Annotated in this window: 11 protein-coding genes; 4 read left to right on the forward strand and 7 right to left on the reverse strand. The window is 71.8% G+C overall.

The window, feature by feature from the left end; translation table 11 throughout:
* Nucleotides 1-570: an NADPH-dependent FMN reductase gene (locus LNK82_RS06900; protein WP_230566084.1), complete on the reverse strand. Its 570-nt coding sequence runs from the start codon at nucleotides 568-570 to the stop codon at nucleotides 1-3.
* Between the two features lie 124 nt (nucleotides 571-694).
* Here LNK82_RS06900 and LNK82_RS06905 point away from each other — a divergent pair, with 124 nt between their 5' ends.
* A complete protein-coding gene (locus tag LNK82_RS06905) occupies nucleotides 695-2,005 on the forward strand; it encodes an MFS transporter (protein WP_230566085.1) in 1,311 nt (436 codons plus the stop codon).
* A gap of 7 nt (nucleotides 2,006-2,012) precedes the next feature.
* Here LNK82_RS06905 and LNK82_RS06910 read toward each other — a convergent pair whose 3' ends face one another.
* Together LNK82_RS06910 and LNK82_RS06915 are read right to left on the reverse strand one after the other, a co-directional pair.
* Entirely contained in the window at nucleotides 2,013-2,906 is an 894-nt protein-coding gene (locus tag LNK82_RS06910) for a lipase family protein (protein ID WP_230566086.1), read from the reverse strand.
* A gap of 77 nt (nucleotides 2,907-2,983) precedes the next feature.
* A complete protein-coding gene (locus LNK82_RS06915) occupies nucleotides 2,984-5,626 on the reverse strand; it encodes an AfsR/SARP family transcriptional regulator (protein ID WP_308257173.1) in 2,643 nt (880 codons plus the stop codon).
* Between the two features lie 321 nt (nucleotides 5,627-5,947).
* On the opposite strand from LNK82_RS06915, the gene LNK82_RS06920 reads away from it, so the two are divergent.
* The gene (locus tag LNK82_RS06920) at nucleotides 5,948-8,911 is read left to right on the forward strand and encodes a LamG-like jellyroll fold domain-containing protein (RefSeq protein ID WP_230566087.1); all 2,964 of its coding nucleotides are present in this window, start codon (nucleotides 5,948-5,950) and stop codon (nucleotides 8,909-8,911) included.
* Here the strand turns inward: LNK82_RS06920 and LNK82_RS06925 are convergent, their stop codons facing one another.
* Nucleotides 8,912-9,145 carry a hypothetical protein gene (locus LNK82_RS06925; protein ID WP_230566088.1) on the reverse strand — a complete coding sequence of 78 codons (234 nt, stop codon included), beginning with the start codon at nucleotides 9,143-9,145 and terminating at the stop codon, nucleotides 8,912-8,914.
* A gap of 88 nt (nucleotides 9,146-9,233) precedes the next feature.
* On the opposite strand from LNK82_RS06925, the gene LNK82_RS06930 reads away from it, so the two are divergent.
* Together LNK82_RS06930 and LNK82_RS06935 are read left to right on the forward strand one after the other, a co-directional pair.
* Complete coding sequence (locus LNK82_RS06930; RefSeq protein ID WP_230566089.1) at nucleotides 9,234-10,073, forward strand: helix-turn-helix domain-containing protein; 840 nt, start codon at nucleotides 9,234-9,236, stop codon at nucleotides 10,071-10,073.
* A gap of 9 nt (nucleotides 10,074-10,082) precedes the next feature.
* Nucleotides 10,083-10,244, forward strand: coding sequence for a DUF397 domain-containing protein (locus tag LNK82_RS06935; protein ID WP_308257174.1), 162 nt, complete (start codon nucleotides 10,083-10,085; stop codon nucleotides 10,242-10,244).
* A 45-nt stretch (nucleotides 10,245-10,289) separates the two neighbouring features.
* On the opposite strand, the gene LNK82_RS06940 is transcribed toward LNK82_RS06935, so the two are convergent.
* The 3 genes from LNK82_RS06940 to LNK82_RS46620 form a co-directional block, all read right to left on the reverse strand.
* Nucleotides 10,290-12,530, reverse strand: a complete 2,241-nt coding sequence (locus LNK82_RS06940) for a DUF8189 domain-containing protein (RefSeq protein WP_230566091.1) — start codon at nucleotides 12,528-12,530, stop codon at nucleotides 10,290-10,292.
* Between the two features lie 47 nt (nucleotides 12,531-12,577).
* Nucleotides 12,578-22,090: an RHS repeat-associated core domain-containing protein gene (locus LNK82_RS46615; RefSeq protein WP_268995872.1), complete on the reverse strand. Its 9,513-nt coding sequence runs from the start codon at nucleotides 22,088-22,090 to the stop codon at nucleotides 12,578-12,580.
* 225 nt (nucleotides 22,091-22,315) lie between these two features.
* Nucleotides 22,316-25,102, reverse strand: coding sequence for an AfsR/SARP family transcriptional regulator (locus LNK82_RS46620; protein WP_308257175.1), 2,787 nt, complete (start codon nucleotides 25,100-25,102; stop codon nucleotides 22,316-22,318).
* Nucleotides 25,103-25,199 lie beyond the last annotated feature (97 nt).

Genomic DNA, 25,199 nt, shown 5'->3' on the forward strand with positions numbered 1-25,199 from the left:
TCAGGCCCCGTAAGGCCGCTTGGCGCGGGCCTCCTTGAGCGCCGTACCCCACCAGACCACCTGGTCGAGCACGGCGGTGGCGGCCTTGTTCACCTCGTCGGCCTCGACCGGCTCGCCCGCGTCGTCGAACCGCGACCACGCGCCGTGGAAGCTCACGGTGTCGCGCACGGTGACCGCGTGCAGCTCGGCGAAGACCTGCCGCAACTGCTCCACCGCCCGCAACCCGCCGCCGAGGCCGCCGTAGGAGACGAACCCGACCGGCTTGGCCTGCCACTCGGTGAAGTGCCAGTCGATGGCGCTCTTCAACGGTGCGGGGAAGCTGTGGTTGTACTCGGGCGTGACGACGATGAACGCGTCCGCGTCGCGCAGGCGCGGCGAGACCAGCGCGACCTCCGGCGCCGGGTCCTCGCCGAAGCCGTGCAGCCGGTCCGGCAGGTCGAGGTCGTCGAGGTCGAGCACGTCCACGCTCAGGTCGTCGCGCTGCTTGGCCCGGTCGGCGAACCAGTTCGCCACCACCGGCGCGAACCTGCCGCGCCGGGTGCTGCCGACGATGATCGCTAGCTTGATCACGGGTGTTCCCTCCCTCGGTTGTGTCGGTGTCGACGCTAGGAGCGGGGTGGGGCACGGGCATCTGTCAGGTGACTGGTCACCTGACGGATTCGAGCGGTCGACGGGCGGTCGTAGCGTCGCCGGCATGACACGAGAAGCGCAGGTCAGGACGCGTTGGGCGCCGGTGGTGGCGTTGGCGGCGGCGATGTTGGTGGTGACCACCGAGATGACGGTGGCGGCGGTGGCGCTGCCGAGTCTCGGCGGCGAACTGGACGTGGGACCGGCGGCCACGGCGTGGGTGCTGCTGGCCTACACGCTGCCGATGGCGGCGATCGCGATCCCGGCGGGACGGTGGGTGGACCGGGCGGACGTGCGGTCGGCGTTCCTGCTCGCGATGGCCGGTGTCGCGGTGGCGAGCGTGCTCACGGCGGTCGCGCCGTCGTTCTGGGTGTTGGTGGTGGGTCGGGTGCTGCAAGGCGTGGCCGGGTCGCTGGTGCTGGCCGGGTACATGCCGATCGTGGTCGCGGCGGTGGCGGCGGAGCAGCGCGGGCGGGCGATCGGGTACGTGATCACGATCATGACGGTCGGCGGGCTGGCCGGCGCGCCGCTGGGCGGGTTGGTGGCGGGTGCGTTCGGGTGGCGTGCGGTGTTCCTGATGAAGCTGCCGGTGTTGGCGGTCGCGTTGTGGCTGGGGTGGCGGGCGCTGCGCGGTGACGGGCGCGGGCTGCCCGTGCCCGACCGGGGGTTGGTGCTGGAAACCGTGCTGCTGGGCGGTGCGGTGACGTCGGTGCTGCTGGCGTTCGAGGACCTGGCGTGGCTGCTCGTGGTGGCTGCCGTGACGGCGGTGTGGTGGGCGCGGCTGCCGGGGTCGCGGCCGGTGCTCGCGCTGGTGCGGCGGAGGGTGTTCGGGCTGCCGCTGCTGACGTTGTCGCTGGTGTCGACGTTGGGCGGGGTGATGTTCTTCCTGGTGCCCTACCACGTGACGGACGTGCTGGGCGGTTCGCCGGAGGACGTCGGGGTGGCGCTGCTGGTGTTCGTGGCCGGGGTGGCGGCGCTGGCGCTGGTGTCGGGTTCGCTGACCGACCGGTACGGGCCGTGGCCCGTGGCGATGGCCGGGTCGGTGGTGAGTGCGCTCGGGTTGGGGTTGCTCATGGTGCCGGTGACGGGGTTGGTCGACCTGTGCTGGCGGCTCGGCGTGCTCGGTGTCGGTCAGGGGCTGTTCAACACGGCGATGAACACGCTGGTCATGGCCGGTGCGCCGGAAGGGGCGGAAGGCGCGGCGGGCGGGTTGAGCGCGACCGCGCGGATGGTCGGCACGACGGTGGGTCCCGCGGTGGCGGCGCTGGCGGCGGGCTTGGCGGGCGGTGGTGACGCCGGGTTCCGCACGGGTGTCGCGGTGTTGGCGGCGGTGGCCGTGGCGGGGGTCGTGGTGCTGACCGGTGGTAGGCCGCGGTGAGCGGCTATCAGGGGACGTGCGGCTCGGGTTTCGACGCGGCCATGCACGCGCCCATCCCCTGGTTGACGGGCGCGGTGGGGTTGAACAGGGCGTAGGAGTAGGAGCAGCACGGGTTGTGGCGTTCTTCCTCGGAGCCGTAGTCGGCGCCGAAGGGCGCCTCCACGCCGACAGCCGCGTAGGGCGGCGGCGGTGACTTCGGCACGCTGTCGTAGGTGTTCACCAGCCGGAACGTCGTCACGTCCAGGCTGTCGTAGTAGCTCTGGAAACCCTGGTCGCCGACCCGGGGGCTGGCCTGGTTGTACTGGAGGGTGTTCGCGCCGGCGATCCCGTTGGCGCGCGCCAGTGGCACGGCCAGGGTGGCCAGGGCCGAACCGAGGCTGTGCCCGCTCACGATCAGCCGGGTGCCGGCGGCCGAAGCCGTCAGGAACAACCGGTCCAGGAATCCTCGGTCGATCCCGCTGAACACGCCGTAGAACCCGCGCTCCACCTTGACGCCGCCGGCGGTCGGCGTCGTGGGCGGCGGGTAGTCCACCAGCTCGACCTGGAGGTCCATCCGCGTGTCGGCGTCCGTCTGCGAGCCGCGGAAGGCGAGGTGGAGGGTCTGCGGATCGCTCGCGCTGCGGGCCAGGACGCCGAACGGCTCGCTGACCACCGCGGCGTCCAGGATGAAGTTGCTCCAGATCGGGCCGGAGAAGGTGAAGTCGCCGACGTCGAACACCGAGTTGGTGACGGGGCAGGTGTCCACGGGCTGCCACTGGAAGAAGCCGGCGGGCGGGCAGCCGGCCGCCTTCCACTGCTCGCACATGTCGCAGGCGACGTTGACCACGAACGAGCAAGTCCGGGCGATGTCGAGGTCGTAGCCGGGAGGTACCTGCAGTGGCGTGCCGGTCCCGTTGGACATCGGAGAATCGTATGGTCGGCCTGCCGATGCCGCCGGTGACCGGACGAGGAGCACTCGATCGGGTGGCGCAGCGGCGATCAGGTCAGCAACGCCCGGACTTCGTCGGCGTCCTCGACGCGGCCCTGGGCGCGGAAGAGGGTGAGGGCTCGTTGCCGTGCGTCGCGCGCTTCGTCGTGCCGGCCCACGGCGGCGAGCACGTCGCCGAAGTGCCGCAGCACGGTGGCCTCCTCGTAGGAGTTGTCCAGTTGCCGGTAGAGCTTCAACGCGTGCCGGTAGTGCTCCACGGCGTCCGCGTCGCGCCCGTGGTGGTGGGCGATGAAGCCGAGGCTGTCCGAAGTGGCCGCTTCGCCTTCGACGTGGCCCAGTTCCTCGTTGAGCGCCAACGCTTCCCGGCAGTGCGCCTCGGCTCCCGCGTAGTCGCCGAGCCGTGCCATCCGGTAGCCGACGTCGTTGAGCGCCTCCGCGATGCGGACCGGGATGCCGAGCGCGCGGAACCGCTCCAGCTGCGCCTGCGCGTGCTCCAACGCCCCGGCGACGTCACCCCGGCGTTCCATCGCCCACGCCATGGCGCGGTGCGCCGACGCTTTGCCGTAGTCGTCCTCCACCAGCTCCAACGCCTGGCGCAGGTGGTGGTCGCCCTCGTCGTGGCGGCCGAAGTCGGTCAACGCCATGCCGAGGAACTTGTGCGCCGTGACCTGCTTGAACCGGTCGCCCAACGCGTCCGCGGCGTCCAGCGCGAGCCGCCAGACGACGTCGTCGGCGGCGTGCCCCCGGCGCAGGTGGTAGTTCGTCAACGCCCACGCCAGGTGCCAGGCGACGTCGTGCCACCGGTGGTCGCCGGCCAGGCGTTGGGCGGCCAGCAGCGACTCGTGCTCGGCGTCGAACCAGTCCATCGCGGCGGTGACGTCGGCCAACGGCGCCGGGTAGCCCTCCGGGGCCGGGATCGGGGGGCGGTGCGGCTCGATGAGCATGTCGCCGTGGTGCGCGGTCGCGGCGAAGTAGCCGATGAACGCCTTGAGGTTGGCGTCGGCGTGCGCGGGCGCGACCTCGGCGGCATAGAGGCGGACGAGGTCGTGCATGCGGTAGCGCCCGACCCGGTGCTGCTGCACCAGGTGGGCGGCTTCGAGTTCCCGGAGCAGGCGGCGGGTGTCGGCGCGGCCGGTGAGGGCGGTGATCGCCTTCAGGCCCAGGTCCGGCGCGGAGGTCAGGCCGATCAGCCCGAACAGCTCCGTCGCGGCGGGGGTGAGGACCCGTAACGAGCAGGCGAACACCGTGCGCAGGTCGGCGCTGAGGTCGTCCAGCGCGTCGAGCCGCTGGTCCTTCAGCTCCTCGGTGAGCGCGGACAGCGGCAGGTCCGGCTGCGTCACCGCACGAGCCGCGATGATGCTCAACGCCAGCGGCAGGCCGCCGCACAGCACCAGCAGCTCGCGGGTGACGTCCGGCTCGGCCTCGACCCGTTGCGCGCCGAGTCGGGCGACCAGGAAATCACGGGACTCGTGCTCGTCCAGGACGTCCAACGCGACCGAACGCGCGCCGTGCGCCGTGAGCAGGCCGAGGAGCTGCAAGCGGCTGGTGATCAGCACGGTGCAGCGCGCGCCGCCGGGCAGCAGGGGCGTGACCTGGGTGGTGTCGCGGGCGTTGTCCAGGACGACGAGCATCCGCTTGTCCGCGACCAGGCTGCGGTAGAGGGCGGCCTGGGCGTCGAGGTCGGCGGGCGGGTCGTCGACGCCGAGGGCTTCGAGGAAGCCGCGCAGCGCTTGCTGGGGCGTGACGGGGTCGCCGACCGGGTCGAAGCCGCGCAGGTTGACGTAGAGCTGGCCGTCCGGGAAGTCGTCCACGTGCTGGTGGGCCCAGTGCAGCGCGAGGGCCGTCTTGCCGATGCCGCCCGCGCCGCCGATCGCGGTGATCACGACCGTGGCCGATGGCTCCGTGAGGTCGGCGATCTCCTTCGCCCGGCCGGTGAACCAGCGTTGCGGCGCGGGCAGCTGCCGGGGCACGGCCGGGGCGTCCTGGGACGCCTGCTGACCTAGAAGTCGCAGGTAGAGGTCTTGCAGCGGCTTGCCGGGGTCGGTGCCCAGCTCGTCGGCGAGCGTGCGGCGCAACGCGTCGTAGTGCTGCAACGCCTCCGACGACCGGCCGCTGCGGTGCAGGGCGAGCACGAGCTGACCGGCGAGGCGTTCGTCCAGCGGGTCGGCCTGGGTCGCGTCACGGAGGGCCGGCAGGAGGGCCGCGTGCCTGCCGAGCCTGATCGCCACGTCGTTGCGGTCCAGCTCGACGGCCGTCCGCTCGGCCCGCAAGGCGTCCCTGACCTGGGCGAACCACGGCGAGTCGAGGCCGTCCAACGCCTCACCGCGCCACCGCCGCAACGCCTGGTCGTACAGCTCGGCGGCCCGCTCGTCGTCGGCCTCGGCGCGGGCCCGCTCGGCGAGGGCGCGGAACTCGACCAGGTCGACCCGGTCGGTCTCCAGCACGTAGCCGCCCGGCCGGCGCTGGATGTCGATCCCGGCGGACCGCAGCTTGGAGACGTACCCGTACAGCGTCTCCTTGGCCCGCAGCGGCGGCCGGCCGCCCCAGACGCGGTCGACGAGCCGTTCCGCGGGCACCGGGCGCCCCGCCTCCAGCAGCAACGCCGCCAGCACGCTCCGCCGGCGGGTGTGGCCGATGTCGAGGTCGTCGCCGCCGACCCGGGCGCGGACACCGCCCAGCAGCGAGAAGTCCACGCTCAGCCCCTTCGAACAGCCGGTTCAAGGTTCATCCTAGGTTCGCTCACGTTCGGCCCAGCAGGGTGTACCCATGACCGCGGATAGATGAAGGACCCCGGCGGAGTGCCCCACACCCCCGCCGGAGACGAGGGGTCGACGTCCCGACCGGTGCTCCGCCCTGCCGGTTGGGACGCCGCGGTGTGCCCGCCCCGTGCTCACGAGGACGGCCGACCTGGGGGCGGCCGTTCTCGTGCCCGGACGTTCCCGTGCCCAGACGCTCTCGTGCCCGGCGAAGTGGCGTGGAAGTCCGTTGGAAGCGGGGCCGCCTAACCTGCGCCGGTGAGACGACTTCTGGGGTTCGCGCTGGTCCTGGCGCTGGTGGCGCCGGTACCGGCTTGGGGTAGCGGCACGGCGGCGTCGCCGTCGTCCATCGGTGTCGAGCACCTGCTGTTCAAGGGCGGGACCGGCGGGTACGGGTGTTATCGCATCCCGGCGCTGGTCCGGACGTCGGCGGACACGTTGCTGGCGTTCGCGGAGGCACGCGAGTCGCCCTCGTGCGCCGACCGCGGTGACATCGACATCGTCGTGCGGCGGTCCACCAACGACGGTCGTACGTGGGGTCCCGCCCGGGTGGTGCTGAGCGGGGTGCCCGAAGACCTGGAGAGGCCGTTCACCAGGGGGAACCCGGCACCGGTCGTGGATCGGGAGACCGGGCGGGTGTTCCTGCTGTCCACGTCGAACGAGGCCCTGCCCGGTGGCGTGCGGCTGCCGTGGGTTCAGCACAGCGACGACGACGGGGTGACCTGGTCGGCGGCACGGCAGATCCCGGCGTCGTTCGACGGGACCACGCGCGGCTGGTTCGCCACCGGGCCGTCGCACGGCGTGCAGCTGCGCAGCGGGCGGCTGGTCGTGGGCGCGCACCAGGCCGTGGGCAACGTCGTGCGGGCCGGCGTCCTCTACAGCTCCGACCACGGCGAGACCTGGCAGGCGAGCCAGACGCCCGACTCGTTCGTCGAGGGCAAGGTCACGCCCGGCGAGATGTCGGTGGCCGAGCTGCCCAACGGCGACGTCTTGGTGCTGGGCCGCAACGACATCGCCACCGGGCACCACCGCACCCGCGCCATCAGCACGGACGGCGGCACGACGGTGTCCGCCTCCACCCCGATCCCGAGCCTGGTCACGCCGGCCGTGCAGGGCGCGGTGCTGGCGCTGCGCAACGGCGTGCTGCTGTTCTCCGGCCCGTCCGACCCGCAGGACCGCGAGCTCATGCGCATCCGGTACTCGACCGACGGCGGCGTCACGTGGGGCGCGGGCGGCCTGATCCACGCGAGCCGGGCCGGGTACTCGGACCTGGCCGAGCTGTCCACCGGCGAGATCGGGTTGCTGTACGAGGGCGGCCAGTCGTTCTCGGCGGACGAGATCCGGTTCAACCGGTTCACCACGCAGCAGGCGCAGATCCCCGGCGGCACGAACCCGTCCGCCGAGGCGACCCCGGCCGCCGGTCCCACGTCGCCGGACACGACGGCCCAGGCCAACGACGCCTACGTGCGCGGTTCGGTGAACGCCGGGCTGACCGGCCAGGCCGACGTGCCGTACTCGCGGTCGCTGGACGTCGGCGCGCAGGACTTCACCGTCGAGACCTCGTTCCGGCACGGCGGTTCGACCGCCGCCCAGGCGTTGTTCTGGGGGTTCGGCCAGGGCGTGGAGGTGCCGCAGGTGTGGGCGCGGATCCAGTCCGGACGCCTGGTCGCCTGGGTGAGGGGGACGACGAGCGGCGCCACCGTGTCGTTGGACGGCACTTTCGCCGACAACGCCTGGCACGAGCTGACGCTGGCCCGCGTCGGCAACCGGGTCACCCTCACCGTGGACGGGGTGTCGGCGTCGGCGACGGGGGTGGAGGGCGCGGTGACGAAGACGCGCACCGGGCTGCGGCTGGGCTCGCGGCTGGACGGCGCGGACCCGTTCTCCGGGGTGCTGAAGGACTTCGTCGTGCGCAAGGCGGGCGTCGCGGTGCTGAACCTGCCGTTCCAGGTGGTGGACGGTGCGGTGACGCCGACCCGCACGAAGGTCGCGCTGACCGACGACCTCACCGGGCACTGCCTGGCCGGCACGTTGCTCGGCGGGCACCGACCGTTGGTCGCGGGGAAGGCCGGGACGGCCCTGGACGTCGACGCCACGCGTCCGGGGGTGGAGGTGCCGTACTCGCCGGCGCTCGACCCCGGTGCGGGTGACTTCGCGTTCTCGCTGTGGTTCCAGCGCCAAGGCACGGCGAACCAGGCGTTGCTGTGGGCGTACGGGGCGACGACGGGCAAGCCGTCGGTGTGGGTGCGGGCCCAGCCCGGCTCGGACCGGCTGTTCGGGTGGGTCGAGACCGATGCCGGGCACGTGTCCGTGGCGGTGACCGACACCTCGGCGGCCACGGCCTTCGGCGACGGCGCCTGGCACCAGTTGTCGCTGCGCCGGATCGGTGACCGGGTGGAGATGAGCGTCGACGGCGGTGCCCCGGCCGTGGCGACCGGGTTGACCGGGTCGGTGTCCAGCACGCTCGGCGTGCGCGTCGGGTCGAAGCCGGACGGGACGGACGTGCTGGACGGGCGGCTGGACGACGTCCGGCTGACCGTGGGCACGCGGCCGGCGCTGTGGTGGGGCTTCGAGCACCAGAACACGCAGGCGCACGACGCCGTCCGCACCCCGCTCGGCCCGGCGACCGCCGACGTGTCCGAGCACTGCCACCACTCGGCCGTGCAAGGCGGCGCCGTCACGACCACCGGCGTGAGCGGGCGCGGCTTGGCGTTCGACGGCGTGGACGACTCGGTCGTCGTGCCCTACCAGGCGTTGGACGGCGACTTCTCGATCGACTTCCGGATGCGGTACGTCGCGGGCACGGCCGACCAGGTCTTGGTGTGGGCCTACGACGTCGGTGCGACGGAGCGCTCGCTGTGGTTGCGCGCGCAGCCCAGCCAGGGTCGGCTGCTGGCCCGGGTGCAGACGGATGCCGGGCCGACGTCGGTCGCGTCGGTGGGCGCGTTCGGGGACGGCCAGTGGCACCACGTCGTGCTGCGCCGGGTCGGCGGCACGCTGGAACTGCTGGTCGACGGTGCGGTTCGCGGCAGTGCGGCGATCAAGGGCTCGCTGACGCACGGCGACACGTTCGCGGTGGACGGCCTGCGACTGGGCGCCAGGCCGGACGGCGCCGACCGGTTCAAGGGCACGTTGGACGAGTTCCGGGTCCAGCGCGGTGGCACGACGATCACCCACCTGCCGTTCGAGGTGGTGACACCGGGACCGTTCGCCCGGGGTTGATCAGGCGGCCCGTTCCTTGAGGGCGGCGAGGCCCTCGGTCAGCTTGCCGAGCAGCTGGCCGAGGGCGTCCTCGCCGAGCACGAGCGTGACGCCGTTGGTCACGCCGAGGACTTCGCTGCGCTCGCCGACGAACACCTCGACCTGGTCGTCCAGCAGCAGTTCGACGCTCACCTCCGAGACCGAGGCGACGTCCACGTAGGTGTGGCTGTAGACCGAGCTGTCACTGATGTGCATGTCAGGACGCTATCGGTAGACATCTACTGAGCACCATTACACGATTGAGCGATATACGGCTGGCGAGACGTTGGCTAGCGTTGATCACATGTTCGAGTTGGCCGCGCCATCGGCGCTCCAGTGGTTGATCGGCGTGGAGATCGCGCGCTACCGGAACGAGGCCGGCCTCTCGCTGACGCAACTGGCGGAGACCACCGGTATCGGTCGCCCCAAGCTCGGGCACATGGAGACCGGCCGCTCGGTGCAGTACCCGGCCGACATCCGCAAGGTCCTCAAGGCTTGCCAGGTCGACAAGGAGCACATCGACCGCATCGTGCAGCTGACCACGCGGGTGGACGAGGCTTCCTGGTTGGGCGCGTGGTCCGATGTCATGTCGGACTGGCTGCGCACCTTCGCGGGCCTGGAAGCCCTGGCACAGCGGGAGTTCGTCTTCGAACCGATCCTGCTGCCGGGCCTGCTCCAGACCGAGGACTACGCACGAGAGCTCACGAACGCGGCCATCAGGGTCCGACCGGACCATGCCGAACGACTGGTGGAGTTCCGCTTGCAGCGCAGCCGCCAACTCTTCAAGAACAACCCACTGCAATTGCATGCGATCTTCAACGAACAAGCCCTGCGGCTTCGGGTCGGCTCACGCGAGGTCTTGAACGACCAGTACCGCCACCTGCTGAAGATGGCGGAGTTGCCCAACATCACCTTGCAGGTGGTGCGCGCCGAGGCCGGACCCCACTCGGCGGTCAACGGGCAGTTCGTCCTGCTGGACTTCCGTGACGCGAGGCCGATCGTGTACGTGGAACTGCAGGACGCGGCGGTCTTCGTCGACGACTCGGTCCGCGTGCGTACGTATACCCTCAGTACGCAGAGCCTGGAGCGGGTCGCGCTGTCACCCGGTGAGAGCGCGACCTTGATCGAATCGTTGATCACGTAGGAGTCCGCCGTGTGGCGTACGAGCAGTTACAGCGGGGAGAACGGCAGCTGTGTGGCCGTCAAGTTCCCGGTCGCCGGACCCGTTGGCGTCCGGGATTCCAAGAACCCGACCGGGCCGCGGCTCGCCTTCCCGGCGAGTGTCTGGGCCGAGTTCGTCAAGCGCAGCAAGTGAGAACGGGCCGGGGCGCAAGTGCCCCGGCCCGATTCCACGAAACGGCTAGATCCTGCGGTCGATGAACCTCGGGGTGCCGTTCGGGCTGCGGAAGGTCACCAGCCACGATTCGCCGTTGGCGTTGGCGAACGGCACCGCGCTCGGGTCGGTGGCCGACGGGTCCGAGATGCCGTCGATCAACCACGACCACTCGCTCCACGTGTTGGAGCCCGTGGCGGTCTCCCACACCCGGTAGATCTCGTTGTCCGAGCCTCGGACCACCACGGCCACCCGGCCCAGGGCCGGATCGAGCACGGCGGCCGGAGCGCCGGCCGGTGCCACCGCACCGGTGCCGACCTCCGACCAGTCGGCCGGCCACGTGCCGCCGGCGTCCTGGAGCTTGGTGACGACCTTGCCCGCGCCGTCACGCACGAAGACCTGGAGCTGGTACCCGGGCCGCACGACCACGGCAGGTGCGCCGGACGAGCCGGAGCCGCCCAGGTTGGTCCACGGGGACAGCGAACCGTCGTGGTAGAACTGGACGGTCTTCACCACGCCCGCGCCGTCCAGGCCGAAGACCCGCACGCCGTCGCGCACCGCCACCACCGTCAAGCCGCCGACCAGGTTCTGGTCGCCCAGGTTCCGCCAGAACGGCACCGAGCCCTTCTGCTGGTACACCCACAGCTTGCCGTCGACGTCGACCGCGAACTGCGCCAACGTCCCGTCGGACAGCTTCGCCACCGACGGCGCCGCCGCCATCGAACCGCCGAAGTCCTTCCACGCGCCCCACGTCACCGCGCCGGCCGCCGTCTGGGTCACCGCCCAGATGTCGCCGTCACGGCGCTGTGCCGTCACCTGGATCCGCCCGTCGGACAGCTGCGCGATGGCAGGCTGCCCGGTGAACGCCTCGTTGCCCGAGATCACCGTCCACTGGACCGACCCGAAGTTGTCCACATCGGACTGGTGGCCGTAGACGACCCGGCCCGCGTTGTCGGTGTAGGCGTACTCCAGCGTGCCGACGCGCGCACCGGCCACCGGGGCGGCCTGGAACACCGTCGTGCGGCTGTTCGGCACCACCGGCACGGTGGGCAGCGGCTCGGCGAACCAGCCCTGGAGGTCCACGATCAGGTGCGTGCTGTCGGAGCTGCCGTTGCGGATGCGGATCTTGCCGTCGGTGCCCGGCTTGAGCACGATCGAGTTGGTCCGGCGGCTGATGCCGTGGTCCATCATCGTCAGCCCCGGCTCGGCCTCGCCCAGCGGCCACGCCTTGACGTAACCAGCGGCCTCCGAGGTCGTGGTGATCGACAGCAACGCGCCCGCGATGCCCCGCGTCGGCAGCCCGAACGTGCCGCCGACCTGCACGTCGATGGTGCTGTTCGCGGCCATCGGCACGCCCGCGCCCACCGACCGGGTGTTGATCAGGCGGCCGTCACCGGACCGGAAGCCGCTGCCCGTGGTGGCCGAGCCGGTGAAGTAGCCCTCGACGTTCAGCATGAAGTGCACGGCGGCGGTGCCCTTGTTGGTGAAGGTCACCTTGCCGTCCGCGCTCAGCTGCACGACCGCGGCCTGCTGCGTGGTGCCGTTCATGTAGTTCATGACCGGCCGGGTGGCCAGGCCCGACGGCGCGTACGCCAGCCAGCCCTTCGCCGACGCGCCCGGCACGGCCAGGTTCACGTACGCGGCCGACGCGCCGGTGGGGATGAGCCCGCCGGTCAGCGTCACGGTCCGGGTGCCGCCCGCCGGGATGGTCCCGGTGGACACGCCGAGCCCGCTGCGCGTGTCGATCATCCGGCTGTGCGCCAAGGGCACGAAGCCGCCGCCGTTGGTGCCCTGCGCGGACTTGAAGTAGCCGTGCACCTCGACCACGACGTGCGCCTTGCCCGCCGCCTGGTACACCGCGATCTTGCCGTTCGCGCCGACCTTCACCGCGACGAACGCGGACAGGTCCTCGCCCGGCCGTGCGGTGACGGCGGTGCCGTCCGACGTCCGGGGCGTGCCGTCGGGCCACAGCTCCAGCCACGTCTCCGCGGTCGGCGCGAGGACCGCCACCCGCACCATGACCGTGCCGACGCCGCTGGTCGGCACGCCGCCGACGCCGAGCACCGGGAACGTCGTGGTGCTCTCCGGGCCGCGCTGCCCGGTGACGCCGCCCGTGCCGTCACGGGTGTCCAGCACGTGCGCGTGCCCGTTCAGCGAGACGTAGTCACCGCCACCGCCGGACGAGTCCGCCTGGGCCGGTGGTGCGACCACCATCGCGAGCACTGCGGCGGCGACCGCCAGCAAGCCCACGCCGGATCTCTTGGACAACTTGATTCCCCTCACTCGGAGCCACCTGGGGCAACTCGGCTGCTTGGCTACTTGGGCTTGTAGGTGGGCCAGGCGTCGTGGGTCATGTTGACCGCGCACGCCATCGTCGAGCCGACCATCGCGCCGAGGGTGACGGCGGTGTTGTCGACCGTGGTCGACGCGCCCGTCACCGCGACCGGGAGCGCGATGCACTTGAGGAAGAACCGGGCCGGGTTGAGCGCGATGTAGTACCCGGTCCGCTTGCCGATGATCCGCGCGTGCATGCCGAGCCACCGGCCGGCGGACGCGACCCCGCGGCCGACCGCCTGCACGCCCCGACCGACGGCACGGGCGCCGCTCGCGACCGCCTTCGCGCCGCTGACCACGCCGTTCTTCACCGCGGTCGCGCCCGCGCGCACCTTGGCCAGCGCCTTGCCGCACCTGCCCGCGTTGTGCACGAGCACGTCCGCGTCACCGGCCACGACCTGGAAGGTGTGCACGGTGTCGACGGTCAGGTTGTGGACGGTCCGCTGCTCGGTCCACGACCGGACGCCGACGACCGTGCCCTCCGAGAGCCGTTGCCCGGCCACGAGGTCGCCTGCCTCGGCCCACGCGCCGTCCGCCCAGAACGGGTGGCCGTCGGTGGTCGTGAGGGTGGACGTGCGGCCCTCGGCCTCCACCGTCACCTCGACCATCTGCTTGACGCCGGCACGAGTGATCAGGTCGGTCACGGTGAAGGCACCGGACTCGCCGGTCGTCGGATCGGTCGCCGCGACCTGGTCACCGACGTGGACGTCCTCGATCCGCTTGGTCGAGCCGTCGCCCATGCGCACCGCCGTGTCACCGGTGAAGCTGTTGGACGCGACCAGCGCGCACGCCGCGCCCACGAGCTCGTCGGCGTGCTTGGCGCCCATCCGCACGCCCTTGGCCGCACGCACCGCGCCGACGCCGTACGGTCCGGCGAACAGCGACAGCACCGACACCCCGGCCCAGATGCAGCTCTCCACGTCGCCCTCGGTGACGCACCGCTTGCCGTCGTTGTAGCCGCTGATCTCGGCGAGGCCGTTCAGCAGGGCCTTGCCCTCGGCCTTCCAGCCCTGCCACTTCGGCCACTTCCACGCGAAGCCGCCGCCACCGGCGCCGGACTTGCTCGCCGCGGACGTGTTGCTCACCGGGTTGCCGGCCTTCTGCACGGCAGCGTCGTAGATCTTGTCCGTGCCGCGCTTGGCGTCGGCCACCACGTCGCGGTTCGCCCCGACCTGGTTCGCGGGCAGCTTCGGGTCGGAGGACACCGTCTTGGGCATGTTCGTCACCGGCGCGTGCGCCGCGCCCGACACGGTCCTGGGCGTGTGCCGCGCCGAGTACTGCGCCGCCGCCTTGGCCTGCGCGGTCACCCGCCGCTTGCGCTCGTGCTCCGCCCGCCGGGCCGCCTCGGCGCGTTCCGCCGCGGTGGGGCCGCCGCCACCCCTCTTGTAGCAACTGCCGCAGCTGCCGCCGCCGCCCGGACCCGAGTACGCCGGGCCGCGCGCGTAGTCCGGGTAGGTGCCGCTCGCGCCCGGCGACTTCTTCCGCTTCTTGCCCGACAGGTTGTCCGCCTGCTGGCGGATCAACCACGACAGGTCGGAGGCGTAGTCGCAGAAGACGATGCACTCGTAGGTCTCGACCCACTGGGACGGACCGTCGTCATCGTCGTCGTCGAACCAGTCCCACGGCCACGACCAGTGACCGTCCGGGTCGACCTGGCCGACCGGGTCGCCCGCGCCGTAGGTGTAGCGGTTGGCGCGGATGCCGTCGCCGCCCTGGAACGGGATGTCGTCACGCGAGGTGAAGACGCCGGCCGACGGGTCGTACCACCGCGCGCCCATGTCGACCTGGCCGGTCGCCGGGTCGGTCCAGTCGCCCTGGTAGCCGAGCGGACCGGTGTCGCCGGTCTTCGCGGTGACCTCGCCGAACGGGTCGTAGGAGGTCCGGTCGGACAGCGCCTGGCCGTCCGGGGCGATCGCGCCGATCACGTCGCCGTGGCCGTTGGCCACCGGCACGCGTGACGTTTCGCCCTTCCGGGTGGCCAGCAGCTCGTCACCCGGGCCGCGGGCGAACGTGGCGGCGCCGTCGGACACCACCTCGTCGTCCAGGCCCGCGTAGGTGAACGCGGCGCCGTTGCGGGTGGCGACCCGGTCCAGGCCGTCGTAGGTGAAGGTCTGGCCCGCCGCGCCCACCATCCGGTCGAACGCGTCGAACGCGAACGGCTCGGTGTGCCCGGAGCTGGTGCGGCTCGCCGTCGTGCCGCGCGGGCTGTAGGCGTAGGTGTAGTCGCCGTCGGACAGCAGGCGGTTGCGCTCGTCGTAGGTCGAGGTCTTCGCGCCCGCCTTGGTGCGGTTGCCCGCCGCGTCCCACTCGTACGGCGTGGTGACGCCGCCCGTGGTGGCGGTCTTCAGCCGGCCGACCGCGTCGTAGGTGTAGGTGGTCTCGACGCCGTTCTCGGTCTTGCTCGACACCAGGTCCAGCTCATCGCGCTTGTATGCGGTTGACGAAATGCTCTGCCCCGCCGAGCCCGCCAGGACGTCCGTGTGCAGTCGACCGTGGTCGTCATACGAGAGCGTTCGGGTGCGGCCCGCGCCGTAGCCGATCGTCTTCAGCGCGCCGGCCGCGTCGTAGCCGTAGGTCCGGGTGACGCCCGCCAGTCCTTCGGCGACTGCGTGCAATCGCCCCTTGAGGTAGCTGTAGGTGGCGGTGCCGGCCGCGTCGCGGCGGGTGGTCGGGTTGCCGTCGGCGTCGTAGCCGAACTCCGCCGCGCCGCCCGGACCGGCCGTGGTGAGCAGGTTGCCGCGGTCGTCGTAGGAGTAGGTGTCGGAGCCGACGCGGATCGCTCGGCCCACCACGTCGTAGGCGATGTCCCGAGCGGTGGTGGGCTGCTCGGCTCCGCTGCCGGTCTCGGCGGTGAGCTGGTCGGCCGGGTCGTGGGTCCGGGTCCGGACCACGCCGCCGGGCGCGGTCAGCTTCACCTCGTTGCCGTTCGCGTCGTACTCCGAAGTCCACGTCCGGTCGGTCGGGTGCGCCGCGGTGGCGGGCTCGATCACCTTCTCCGGCAGGCCCCACGCGTTGTAGGTGGTGATCGTGCGGTGCCCGCGCGGGTCGGTGTAGCGGGTCAGGTTGCCCGCCGCGTCGTAGCCGAACTCCTGCGTGACGCCTTCCGGCTCGACCTGCCTGACCAGCCGGTCGCCCGCGTCGAACTCGAACGTCGTGGTGTTCAGCTTGGCGTCGGTGACGGTGGTCGTGTTGCCCGCCGGGTCGTGGCCGAACCTCGTGGTGCGCAGGACCGTGCCGTCGGGCTTGAGCTCGGACTTCGCCACCTGGTCGCCGAACAGGTCGTAGGCGAGGCGGGTGGTGCGACCGAGGCCGTCGGTGACCCGCACGGCGTTGCCCGCCGCGTCGTAGCCGCGGTGCGTCGGCACGCCCGCCGGGTCGGTCTCCTTGATCAGCTGCCCGAGCGTGTCGTAGGTGAACGCCGCGGCGGCGCCGGAGGGCGCGACGGCCGAGGTCACGTTGCCCAGGTCGTCGTAGCGCTGCCACGCGGTGAACGTGCCGGTGGTGGGCTTGCGCTCGTACTGGGTCGCGGTGACCGGGCGGTCGAGGTCGTCGTAGGTCGACTCGGTCCGCGCGCCGTCCGGCAGGGTGGTGGAGAGCACCTGGCCGGACCGGGTGAACGCGTAGCGCGTGACGGCCCGGCCGGTGGTGGCGGGCTCGTCCCAGGTGACCACGCGGTCCAGCTGGTCGTAGGCGAGCCTGGTGGCGTGACCGCGGGCGTTGACGATCTCGGTGACGTTGCCGTTGCCGTCGTAGGACGTCTTCACGGTCGGCGTGACGCCCTGGTGCGTCGGCGAGCTCGCCGCGACCACGCGACCGAGGCGGTCGTACTCGGCGGTGGACACGTTGCCCAGCGCGTCGGCCGTGGCCACGACGTCGTCGAACGTGTTGTAGCCGGTCTTCGTGGTCGGCTTGGTGGTCGTCGGCGCGCCGCCGTCGCGTTCCACCGACACGGCCGCGCCGGTGGCCGTGACCTGGCGGCCCAGCTCGTCGAAGCCGTACGTGGCGGTGTTCAGGCGCGGGTCGGTGACCGACGTCTGGTGGCCGCGCTGGTCGTAGGTGAACTTCGTGACCCGGTCGGTGATGCCGTCGGTGACGGTCTCCTCGACCACGTTGCCCACGTCGTCGTGCCGGTAGCTCACCGCCTCCGGCGCCGCGGACACCTCCCACGGCGCGTTGGACGCCTTGCCGCCGGTGACCGCGCGGGTGACGTTGTCGCCGCCGTCGTAGGAGTAGGTGGTGGTGCGGCGCAGGCCCGTCGGGTCCACCACGACCGTCGCGAGCCGGCCGAGCCGGTCGTGGGTGTGCTCGGTGACGGACTTGCCGTTGGCGGCGACCTTGCGGGTCAGGTTGCCCGCGCCGTCGTAGGTGTTGTCCTCCAGCACGAAGTCGCGCTTGCTGCCGTCGGGGTTGCGCAAGTCCTTGAGCACCTTGCGGCGCAGCAGGCCGTCACCCCAGTACTGGAACTCCGTGCGGCGGCCCATCGCGTCGGTCTCGCTCGCGAGCCTGCCCGCGAAGTCGTAGGACAGCGACGCGAGGAGCAGGTAGCCGTTGGCCGGCGCGGGCACGCCCGCCGGGTCGCTGCGCCAGTCGCGCAGCCGCACCTCGGCGAGGCTGCCGCGGCTGGTGTGGGCGAAGTCGAACCGGTTGCCGTTCGGGTCGGTCTCCGAGGTCCGCTGCCCGAACGCGTCGTGCTCGTAGGACGTCTCGCCGCCCTCGGCGTCGGTCTCTCGGGCGAGGCGGTTGTGCTGGTCGTAGTCGTACTTGGTGACGCGCGGCGCGTCGTTGCCCTGGGCGTCGGCCTCCTCGACCTGGGTGATGTTGCCGTCGACGTCGAACGTGTTCGTGGTCCGCCGCTGGTGCTTCTCGCCGCTGACGGCGTCCGCGGTGAGCTGGCCGGTGGTGGTCCGGAGCCTCGACATGGCGTCGTAGGAGAACGTGGTGGTGACGCCGGCGGGGAAGCTGTCGGAGATCTCCTTGACCGTCACGCGGCGGCCCAGGTTGTCGTAGGTGTACTCGGTGACCAGGCCGTTCGGCGCGGTGACGCGGGCCAGGTCGCCGTTGTTGTAGTAGGCGTAGCGGGTCGTCCTGCCCCGTGCGTCCATTGTGGACGCGAGCAGGGCGGCGGGCGGTGAGCCGCCGTTGACGGCCGCCTCCGCGCCGTTGGTGTACGTGTGCTTGACGAAGCTGCCGTCCGGCGCGGTCTCCTGGACGAGCTGGCCGGTCGGGTGGTAGCCGAACGTGGTGCGGTAGGTGTTGTCGGTCGCGCTCGCCGAGCGGCCGTCACGCGACTCCAGCGGCAGGAAGTTGCGCGGGTCGTACTCGTCGGTGACGGTCGTCGGGTACGTCTCGTAGGTGGTGTGGCACTCGGTCGCGGTGCGGCAGGTCTTCTTCGAGGTGATGTTGCCGCGCGCGTCGTAGCCGAGGGTGACCGTGTCGCCGTTCTCGTCGGTGACGACGGTGAGCTGCCCCTTGTCGTCGTAGGAGTACGAGCGGATGCTCATGCCCTCCGCGCCGTAGCGGACGAACACCGGGCCGCCGGAGCCGTTCGGGATCGTGGTGCAGAACGACGGGTCGTTCGGGTCGGGCTTGCCGCACGTCTCCGCGGGTGGTGCGGGTGTGGAGGTCGGCTCGCCCGGCCGGTCCTCGGGGCGTGCCTCCAGGCCCAGCGGCTGGCCGAGGCGCAGCAGCCAGCCGCCCAGGGCGTCGTACTCGTACAGGCTCGGCCGGTTCGCCGGGTCGAGCACCTCGACCGTGCGGCGCAGGTCGTCGTCACCGCCGTAGACGGCGGGCGGGCCGACGCGCCACGTGCCGCCGTTGTCGTCGGTGTGCTCCTTCACGCGGTCGCGGGTGGTGTCGTAGGTGGTGGTGGCGGCGACCTTGCCGCTGGGCAGGGTGATCTTCGCCAGCTGGTCGGCCTGGTTGTTGGCGGCGCGGTGCGCGGTGGTGGTCGTCGGGCCGACCGGGCCGGCGTAGACGGCGACCTCGTCGATCACGCCCGAGAAGTGGCGCTGCGGCGTCGTGCCCCAGGCGGGCCACGTGCCGGTCGCGTAGGCCGCGCCGACCTGGTTGAACGTCAGCTTCTCGTGGTCGACCTGCTTGCCGGTGAGCTCGCCGACCTTCGCGCCGTCGAGGAACAACGTCTGGGTGGCGCCCATCGAGCTGAGCACGACGTGGTGCCACTTGCCGTCGTTGACCAGGACGCCGCTGGTGATCGGGCTGACCGAGCCGACGCCGAACTGGCCGCGCAGCTTGCCGTCCGTGCCGACGTACAGGATCGGTACGCCGGTGGTGGACGCGCTGCCGAGCGCCTTGTCCTGGTAGCCGAGCAGCGGACCGCCCGAGCCCGTGACCGAGGACTTGAACCACAGCTCGACCGCGCCGTCACGGCTCTTCTTCAGCGTGCCCTTGGGCAGGTCGACGGCGGACGTCGTGCCGTTGAAGGACGCGGCGGTGTCGGTGGCGTTGATGCCCGGGGTGTTGAGGGTGATGTTCTTGTAGGTGCCGACGTCCTTGCCGAGGTTGACGGCCACCTCGCTGGCGGCGGCCGTGCCCTCGGGCTCGCCGAGCCGCCAGTAGGACTCGGGGCGCGAGTCGAGCACGGTGGTGCGGTAGTGCGAGCCGGCGGTGTACTCGTAGCCGGTGCAGGCGGTGCCCACGCACGCCTTGGTGAGCAGGTCGCCGGTGTAGGTGTAGCTCCACGTCGTCTGGTCGGCCTTGACGGCGGTCACGCGGTCGCCGGTCCAGGTGAACGTGATGAACCGGCCGGCGGTGTTGGTCTGGCTGTTGGACACCTGGGCTTTCTGGAGCTTGCCGGTGGTGGTGTCGTAGGTCAGCACGACCGCGCGGTTGGCGCTGTCGGTGATCCGGTTCAGCCTGCCGTTGAGGGAGAACTGGTAGGTGGTGCCGGACAGGTCGAGCAGCCGCCACGCGGTCGTGTCGACGGTGAGCTTGGCCTGGCGGCCGAACGGCGCGGCGAACGTGCCGTCGGCGTTGCGGCCGAAGCGGACCTGTTGGCCGTCCGGGTAGGTGACCACGACGTTGCCGGAGCCGTCGTCGTCCGGGACGACCTTCATGTCGTAGCGGGTGGACCAGCCGGCGCCGAAGATGCCGTCCCGGCGCGGGTCCAGGCTGTTGTAGGTGCGGACCACGCGCAGCTCCGGGCCGACCGTGGTGACCGAGGCGTCAACGGCGGCGGTGGAGTAGTTGCCCGTCTGCGGGTCGAACTCCTGGTCCTTCGTGCCGTACGGGCCGCCCGCGAGGCGTGAGGTGATCTCCGGCTGCGGGACGCTGGTCAGGACCGTGGAGTAGGGCGAGATGATCTCGTTGGTGGCGTCCTTGACGTACGCGCGCCAGTCGTAAGCCTTGCTCCACTTGAGCGTGCCCGCCGGGACGGTCCAGGCGGTCTTCGCCTGGTAGCCCGAGTTCACGCAGTTGACCGGCTTGTTCGCGGCGTCGCGTTCGCAGACCTCGAACTTGAACTGCATGGTGACGCTCGGCGGCGCGTCGACGTCCAGCGCGCGTGCCCAGAGCTGCGGGGTGAGGGTGCGCGCCTGGTAGCCGTTCGGCGGGTACAGCTCCTGCACGACCGGCGGGATGTCGAAGACTTCCAGCACGATCCGGCCGGGCGGGACCTGGTGGTCGGTGAACACCGGACCGCCGGTCTTGACCATGGTGAAGTCGAGGAAGTACTTGCCCGGCGGCAGGGCCTTGATCGTGGCGTCGAGGGTGACGCGCTGGTTGCGGTTCACGGTGGCAGTGAGGTTGGCCGAGCGCTGCTGGACGACCGACGCGCCGGTCTTGGCGTTGTACGCGCGGTAGGCCAGGTAGTAGTCGCCGGGGGCCCAGGCGGCGGCACTCTTGTTGGTGACCGCGATCTTCACCTTGCCGTCCTGGTTCTGCAGCACGGGCGGGTTCGGCACCGGGTTGGCCAGCGCGTACGTCGCGTTGTACGGGCTGTGGGTGACGTAGAGGCGTGGCGGGTTGGCGGTGGCGGGGCCGGTGAACTTCTTGCCGGAGCCGTCGCCGCTCGCGCGCAGGGAGATGCCGTTGTCGGCCTGCGTGCCGTCGACCCACTTCTGCACCAGGTCGCGTCCGCCGCCGCCGAGGTTGATCAGCTCGCCGGCGGTGGGGCAGTTGGAGGACGACTGGCCGAACGCGATGTGGCCGTGGGCGAAGGAGCGTTCGGCGAGTTGGCGGCCGGTGCTCGGGCCGGGGAAGTCGACGTCGTCGCTGGACGCCCAGCTCTGCGTGACCGGGTGGACGGTGACGTTGCGCGGCTTGCACGAGTCGGCGTCGTAGTTCACCAGCCACAGCTGCGCGCCGAAGATCGTGTGGTGGCGGAGCTTGTCGACCAGGCCGCCGAAGCGGAGGTAGGAGGCGGCGTTGGGGCCGACCATCAGGGTGTTGCCGCCGGGGGACGACGAGGTGCCGTTGACGTAGAGGCTGCTGTCGGCGGCTTCGCCGGTGACCGGGAGCTGGACGGTCGGGTCGACCGCGACGGGGTAGGCGGCCTGGGCCAGCCAGGTCCCGTCCAGGGTGAGCCGGAGGGCTTGGCGGCCGTTGTGGCTGGTCAGGGTGTAGGTGACGGCGGTGGAGCGGACGCCGTTGGCGTCGACCATGTCGCCGGGCGGGATGACGGCCCTGGTCGTGTCGGTGCGGTCCTTGAGCAGGACCTGGTTGTGCTCGACGTGCGCGGTGAGGTTCTTGAGGGTGAGCGGGAACGTGAAGTCGGTGGGGCCGGGGCGGGTGAGGACCAGGGTCTCCTTCACGCCGCCCGGCTGCGACTCCAGCCGCAGGTCGACGCCCGGCTGGACCCCGGGGTAGGTGGCCGTGCTGCCGTTCGCGGCGCCGTCGACCTCGTTGGCGCCGGCGAGGCCGTAGGAGACCTCGTGGTCGGCGTCGACGGTGAGGGTGGTGAGGCGTTCGGCGTCGGCGTGGCGGGCCAGGCGGACGTCCACCTCGTCGGCGGCGTTGTGCCAGCCTTGGTCGTCCGGGACGAGCCGCGGCTCGATCGGCTTCCACTGGTCGCCGTCGCGGTAGTGGACGGGACCGGCGGAGAACTCGGTGGTCTCGGTGCCGTCCGGGTTCGTGTAGACCTTCTCGTGCTTGGTGCGCGCCTCGGGCTTCTCCTGGCTCTTGCCCTCTTCGAAGCCCTTGGTCTCGGTGGCGGGCGGCGTTTCCACCGAGGCGGTGTTGTGCGGATGGACGTCCCACTCGACCTTGGGGTAGCGGGATCTCAGCGAGTCGGGGACGGTGTGGTTGTCCGGCGCGCCGTCGAGGTGGTCGGGGTCGGCTTGCGCTTCACCCCACCGTTGGCCGGGTCCCGGCACGACCTCCGTGTCCGCCGCGTGGGTCTCCGACCGCCCCCACCCGTCGACCGCGTCCCCGCCGCTGGTCGCGGTGACGGCCAGCACCACGGCGACGGCGACCACCTTGGCCGGGCCGGACGCCCACAGCGCTCCGAGCAGCCCGGCTTTGCGCACACGCGACGACATACCGCTCCCCCAGTCGACTGAGCAGGCCGTCGCGGACGCTAGGCAACTTCACTTCCACCTCACTTCCCTTCCACTTCCACCCGCGAGAGTCCTACGTCCAGTGCGCGAGAGTCCTACGTTCAGGCAACCCGAGTTCAACGCTCAGCACAGCCGGCGGTGTGCTGAGCGTTGAACTCAGGGGTTCTGAACGTAGGACTCTCGAGGGCTGAAGGTAGGACTCTCGGGTTAGGTGAGGGTGGTGTGGAGGGCGGTTTCGGCTTCGGTCAGTTGCCAGGGGGAGCACCAGCGACGGGCGAGGGTGACGGCTTGGCGGTGGTGGAGTTCGGCGTCGAGGTGGTGGCCGGCGGCTGATTCGGCGTAGCCCAGGGCGATGAGGGCGCCCACCTCGGTCTCGCGGTTCTCCTCGCGGCGGGCGACGGCCAGGGCGTCGGTGGCGTGGGACAGGGCGCAGGCGAGGTCGCCGTGGTCGGTGGCGATCAGGCTCAGACCGGTCAACGCCGACGCCTCGCCGTAGCGGTTGCCCAAGTGCCGGTGCAGGGCGCACGCCGCCATGAAGTGCCCCCGAGCGCCGGCGAGGTCACCGCGTGACCTCAGCACGTGACCCAGGTTCACCCGCGCCACGGCCTCGCCCCACTGGGAGCCGTCCTCCGTGCTGATGGCCAACGCGCGGGTCAGGTGCTCAAGGGCCTTGTCCAGGCGGCCGGACTGGCGTTCGGCGAACCCCAGGTTGTTCAACGCCATCATCCGGTCGGTCCGAGTCCCCGCGTCCAACGACCGGGTGAACAAGTCACTCGCCTCGGTGAACCTGCCGGACGCCAGCAACGCGATGCCCAGGCTGTTCGCCGTCGCCGCCTCACCCTCCGGCCAGTCGGCCTCGCGGTGCGCCAGCAACGCCGCCTCCAAGTGCCGGATCGCCTCGTCACGCCGCCCGAGGTGCACGCACGCCGCACCGATGCCCTGCCGCATCAACGCCTCCACGCGCGGCACGCCGCGGGCCGCCTCCAGCACCGGGAACGCGACCTCCAGCCACTCCGCCCGCAGCCCGCGGTGCAGGAACACCGACCGGATCACGTCCGCCAGGTACCACGCCGCCGGGTGCGGACCGTGCACGGCGGCGTGCCGCAGCACGGCGGTCAGGTTGTCGTGCTCCGCCTCCAACCACGCCACCGCCTCGGCGGACGACGCGAAGTCCACCTGGAGCACGGGGTCGACGTCGCGCGGCAGCCGCAGCGGGTGGCGGCTGAAGTGCCGGTCCACCGCGTCCGCCGACGCCAGGCAGTACTCCACCAGCCGGTCCCACGCGCCCGACTCCGCGCCGAACGTGCGCGCGTAGTCGCGCACCAGGTCGTGGAACCGGAACCGGTCCGGCCCGTGCCGCTCCACCAGGTGCGCGGCGGCCAGCCGGTTCAGCAACCGTCCCGCCTCGGCGGGCGGCACGTCCAGCAACGCCGCCGCCACCCCGGGCGTGAAATCGGCGCCCGGCACCAGCCCGAGCAGCCGGAACAACCGCTGCGCACCGGGCGTCAGCGCCGCGTACGACACGTCGAACGCCCTGGTCAGCAAGCTCTCGTCGGCGCCGTCCACGGTCAGCCCGGTCAACGGGTCGGCCCGCAGCTCGGTCACCAAGTCCTCGATCCGCGCCTGCGGCCCGAGGTTCGCCGCGGCGATGCGCAACGCCAGGGGTAAGTGGCCGCACAGGCGCGCCAGCTCGTCCAGCGCGTCGGACGACTCGACGCCCAGCACCCCCGTGAGCAGGGCGCGCGAGTCGGCGGCGGGCAGCACGGACAGCGGCAGCGACCGCGCGCCGGTCCGCGCGACCAGGTCGCCGAGCCGGTGCCGACTGGTCACCAGGACCATCCCGGACGGCGGCAGCAGCGGCGCCACCTGGTCGGAATCCCGCGCGTTGTCCAGCAGCACCACCACGTCCCGGTCCGCCAGCACGGTCCGGTACAGCGCGGCCAGCTCGGCCACGTCGGACGGCAACCGCTGCTGCCCCAACGCCCGCAGCAGCTGCGCCAGGGCCGCGGCGGGCGGCACGGGCTCGTGGTCGGCGTCGAACCCGCGCAGGTCCACGTACAGCTGCCCGTCCGGGAACCGGTCGCGCGCCCGCCGCGCCCAGCGCACGGCCAACGCCGTCTTCCCGACGCCCGCCGCACCGGTGATCACCCAGATCCCGGCGTCGTCCAACCGCGCCAGTTCCGCGTGCCGCCCGGCGAACCCGCGCACGTCGTGCGGCAGTTGGGCGGGACGCGCCACCGGCACGGGCGCGGGCTCCTCGCCCTGCAACACCTGGACGTGCAGCTCCTGCAGCTCACGCCCCGGCTCGATGCCCAGCTCCGCGGTGAACCGCCGCCGCGTCTCCGCGTACACCGCCAACGCCTCGGACGTGCGGCCCGACCGGTGCAGGGCGAGCATCAACGCGCCCTGGAGCCGTTCCCGGAACGGGTACTCGCCGCCCGCCCGGCGCAGCTCGCCGATCACGTCCGCGTGCCGCCCGGCGCGCAGCTCGGCGTCGAACAGGTCCTCCACGGCGGCCAGCCGCCGTTCGTCGAGCAACCGGCTCTCCCGGTCCTGCAACGCCTCGGTCACCCCGCCGAGCACGGGGCCCTCCCACAACGCCAGCGCGTCCCGCAGCCGGGTGACGCCCGCGTCCACCCGTTCCTCGGCCAGGTCGGCGCGGGCCGCCGCGACCGCGTCGCCGAACACCTGGAGGTCCAACTGCCCCGGCGCGACCTCGATCAGGTAACCGGGCGAGCGGCGCACGATCGCGGACCGACCGAGGAGCTTGCGCAGCTCCCAGATCCGCACCTGGAGCTGACCGCGGGCGCTGGTCGGCGGCTCGCCGTCCCAGACGAGCCCGATCAGCTGCTCTTCGGAGACGACGCGGTTGGCGTTGAGCAGCAGGGCGGCGAGCACCGCGCGCTGCTTGGGCCCGCCGAGCCGCACCGGCTCGCCGTCGAGGTGTGCCGCCACCGGGCCCAGCAACCGGTAGCGGACTCCCCCCTCGACCACGGGATCATCCTGCCACCGAATTCGCCGAATTCAGGAGGGAAAAGTCTCGTAAATCACCTCAGGTCATTGTTCGACATTCCGACGATTCCCATTCAGA

Origin of the sequence: Saccharothrix luteola, assembly GCF_020859565.1 — a bacterium.
Taxonomy (GTDB): domain Bacteria; phylum Actinomycetota; class Actinomycetes; order Mycobacteriales; family Pseudonocardiaceae; genus Actinosynnema; species Actinosynnema luteola.